3 protein-coding genes are annotated in these 3603 nt (G+C 70.1%); 1 reads left to right on the forward strand and 2 read right to left on the reverse strand.

Going from position 1 to position 3603, the window contains the following annotated elements:
- Positions 1-93: 93 nt before the first annotated feature.
- Together ABTZ89_RS36920 and ABTZ89_RS36925 are read right to left on the reverse strand one after the other, a co-directional pair.
- Positions 94-1566: an aldehyde dehydrogenase (NADP(+)) gene (locus tag ABTZ89_RS36920; protein WP_351053724.1), complete on the reverse strand. Its 1473-nt coding sequence runs from the start codon at positions 1564-1566 to the stop codon at positions 94-96.
- Positions 1567-1643: 77 nt separating this feature from the next.
- Entirely contained in the window at positions 1644-2549 is a 906-nt protein-coding gene (locus tag ABTZ89_RS36925; RefSeq protein ID WP_351053727.1) for a dihydrodipicolinate synthase family protein, read from the reverse strand.
- A gap of 243 nt (positions 2550-2792) precedes the next feature.
- Here ABTZ89_RS36925 and ABTZ89_RS36930 point away from each other — a divergent pair.
- Positions 2793-3603, forward strand: an 811-nt coding sequence (locus ABTZ89_RS36930) for an alanine:cation symporter family protein (protein ID WP_351053730.1), incomplete at its 3' end; no start/stop codon positions are given.

Here is a 3603-nt window from a genome sequence, read left to right on the forward strand (position 1 = left end):
CCTGGCGAGGACGGCCCAACTGCCGTGTATTGGCATACATAAAGTTGGGCACCCGCAGTCCAGGCGGCGTCTGAGGTTCCGCTACCGGCACCGCTACGCAAAACGAGTTCGAGGTGTGGTTGAAGTGTCGGACAGTTCATCAGGCAGCAGGTGTTGCGGGAAGTTCTGGAACGCCACCGGCCGCAGGAACCGGGCGATCGCGGCGGTTCCGACCGAGGTCGTCGCCGGGGCGGTGGTGGCGGGGTAGGGGCCGCCGTGCTGCTGGGCGTAGGTCACCGAAACCCCGGTGGGCCACTGGTTCCACAGCAGACGTCCGGCCTTGTCGACCAGGACCCGGGTGAGGTCGGCGGCGACGGCGTCGGTGTCCTCGGCGATCAGCGTTGCGGTGAGCTGACCGTCGATGGCCTCGGCGACCTGGACGAGTTCCTGCTCGTCGTCGTAGGTCACCACCAGCGCGGCCGGGCCGAAGCACTCGGTGAGCAGACCGTCGAGGTCGGCGAGCAGGGTGGGGACGTCGGTGGTGAGCAGCGTCGGAGTCGGCGCCTCGCCGTCCGGGCTCGGGCCGCTGCGCAAGACCTCGACACCGAGTTTGGCGCTCAACGCTTCGAGGGTCTTGTGGTAGCCGGCGACGATGCGGTCGTTGAGCATCGGTGCGGACTGCGACAGCTCGGTGCCGCGCAAGGTTTCGGTGACCGCGGCCGAGTTGGGAACGAGCAGCAGCCCGGGTTTGGTGCAGAACTGCCCGGCCCCGAGGGTCAAGGAGCCGACGAACTCCGCGGCGATGTCGGCGCCCCGGGCCTCGTCGGCGGCGCGGGTCACGAAAACCGGGTTGACGCTGCCCAATTCGCCGAAGAAAGGGATCGGCTCGGGGCGCGAGCTGGCGACGTCGAACAGGGCCCGCCCGCCCGCGAGGGAACCGGTGAAGGCGCCCGCCTTGACCAGCGGGTGCGACAGGGCGGCCCGGCCGGCTTCTTCGCCCCAGACGAGGTCGAACAGCCCGTCCGGTGCGCCCGCGCGCACCAGCGCATCGCGCACCACGGCACCGGTGGTCGCGGACAGATCCGGGTGTCCGGGGTGGGTTTTCAGGACGACCGGGCAGCCCGCGGCGAGCGCGGACGCGGTGTCACCCCCGGCGACGCTGAAGGCGAACGGGAAGTTGCTGGCCGCGAAGACCACGACCGGGCCGACCGGGACCTGGGAGCGGCGCAGGTCCGGACGCGGTGCGCCCATCGGCCACTCCGGGTCGGCGTGGTCGATCCGCGCGTCGAGGTAGCCGCCCTCGCGGATCGTCTCGGCGAACAGCCGGAGCTGGAACGTGGTGCGCTTGAGCTCACCGGTCAACCTGCCTTCGGCCAGGCGGGTTTCGCGCTGTGCGGTCGGGATCAGCACCGGTGCTGCGGCGTCGAGCGCGTCGGCGACGGCGTCGAGCACGCGGGCGCGGTCGGTGCGACTGGTGCTCGCCCAGACGCGCCCGGCTTCGGCGGATGCTGCGACGATCCGGTCGACTTCCCCGGCGGTGGTCGGTTCTGCCGGGGCGGTGAGCGCGCGCGGCTCGGTGGTCGTCATCGGTGGTGCCTTCCCGTCTGGTGCGCGGTGGTCGTGGGAGGAGCCGGGGTGGGACGCCACCGCCCCACCCCGGCAGCTCACTTGTAGCCCTTGGCCAGGACGTCCTTGGTGTCGGCGATGACCTTGTCGGCGCTCTCCGGGGCCAGCGGCGAGCGCGGCGGACGGCACTTGCCGCCCTTGCGGCCGACCACGTCCATCGACAGCTTGATCGCCTGCACGAACTCGGTCTTGGAGTCCCAGCGCAGCAGCGGGTGCAGGTCGCGGTAGATCGGCAGCGCCTTGGCGATGTCGGCCGGGTTGCCGGAGGTGGCCAGCTCGTAGAGCTCGAGGCTGGCCGCGGGCAGGGCGTTGGGGTAGCCGGCGATCCAGCCCACCGCACCGGCCAGGCCCAGTTCGAGCAGGACGTCGTCGGTGCCGATCAGCAGGTCGAGCTCGGGCGCGAGCTCCTTGATCTCGTAGGCCCGCCGCACGTCGCCGGTGAACTCCTTGACCCCGACGATGTAGCCCTCGGCGTGCAGCTCGGCCAGCAGCGCGGGGGAGAGGTCGATCTTGGTGTCGTACGGGTTGTTGTAGGCCACGATCGGAAGTCCGACCTCGGCCGCGATCCGGTAGTGCTCCACGATCGCTTCGCGGTCGGCCCGGTAGACGTTCGGGGGCAGCATCAGCACCGAGTGCGCACCCGCCTCGGCGGCGTGCTCCACCCAGCGGCGGGTTTCGAGCGCGCCGTAGGCGGCGACACCGGGCATCACGTGGAAGCCCTCGGGTGCGGCTTCGATCGCGGTGGTCACCACGCGGGCGCGTTCTTCGGCGGTCAGCGTCTGGTACTCGCCCAGCGAGCCGTTCGGCGTGATGCCGTGCATCCCGTTCGCGGCGAGCCACTGGACGTGCTCGGCGAAGCCGTCGTAGTCGACCGCAAGGTCGTCGTCGAACTGCAGGGCCGAGGCGACGTGGATGCCGTGCCAGGGCTTGAGCTGCTCGGTCATCGAGCCTCCGCTTCGTTCAAGGGGGAGATGCGAACGGCCGTAGTATGTGACATTGCACTGAGCGCTGACAAGACCCCGATCCGGGCCGCCCGACTTGTCCCTCCGCGTCCGCTCTCCGGCTCGTGCGCGATGTTCGGTGCCTCCGTTGCGCATCGTTTTCGCTGGTGGGACTAGACGTCGGATTCTGTGCAATGTTATATGTCACACCGCTCATTCGCCGGCTCAACGAGGAGGACCACGCGGATGGATGTGTTGACGCAGATCAACGACTGGCTCTGGACACCGCTGATCGTCCTGGTGCTGGGCTTCGGGCTGCTGCTGACGTTCCTGACCCGGTGCATGCAGATCCGCCTGCTCCCCGAGATGCTCCGGCAGCTGCTGAAGGGGGAGAAGTCCGAGGAGGGGATCTCCCCCTTCCAGGCGCTGTCGCTGACGCTGTCGAGCCGGGTCGGCGTCGGCAACATCGCCGGCGTGGCGACCGCGATCGCCGCGGGCGGGCCGGGGGCGCTGTTCTGGATGGCCGCGATGGCCTTCCTCGGCGGGGCGACCGCGTTCGTGGAGTCCACCCTCGCCCAGATCTACAAGCGCCGGATCGACGGGCAGTTCCGGGGCGGAATTCCCTACTACATCGAGAAGGGCCTCGGCCTGCGCAAGGTCGCCGTCGTGGCCGCATCCGTCGCCGCGCTGCTCTACGCGGTGCTGGCGCCCGGCGTCCAGTCCAACGCCATCTCCAGCAGCTTCGACTCCGCGCTGGGCGTCGACCCGTGGATCACCGGTCTGGTGATCACCGCGGCGCTGGCGTTCATCGTCATCGGCGGGCGGCAGCGCATCGTGAAGTTCGTCGAGGTCATCGTGCCGTTCATGGCCGGTGCCTACATCCTCGGCGCGCTGGTCGTGCTGGCCTTCAACATCAGCGCGCTGCCCGCCGCTGCCGGGCTCGTGCTCTCCAGCGCTTTCGGCGCCGAGCTGCGCCGCCGACCACGGCAGCAGCAGCGGATGCCCGCCGTCGACGATCCGCTCCAGCAGCCGCACCGCGTCGTCCGTCCGCTGCTCG

It is taken from the genome of Saccharopolyspora sp. NPDC002686, from assembly GCF_040295745.1.
Lineage (GTDB): Bacteria > Actinomycetota > Actinomycetes > Mycobacteriales > Pseudonocardiaceae > Saccharopolyspora > Saccharopolyspora oryzae.

Bases quoted from the DNA above. Each gene is read 5' to 3' on its own strand.
- ABTZ89_RS36920 (WP_351053724.1), bottom strand. From the start codon at position 1,566: ATGACGACCACCGAGCCGCGCGCGCTCACCGCCCCGGCAGAACCGACC.
- ABTZ89_RS36925 (WP_351053727.1), bottom strand. From the start codon at position 2,549: ATGACCGAGCAGCTCAAGCCCTGGCACGGCATCCACGTCGCCTCGGCC.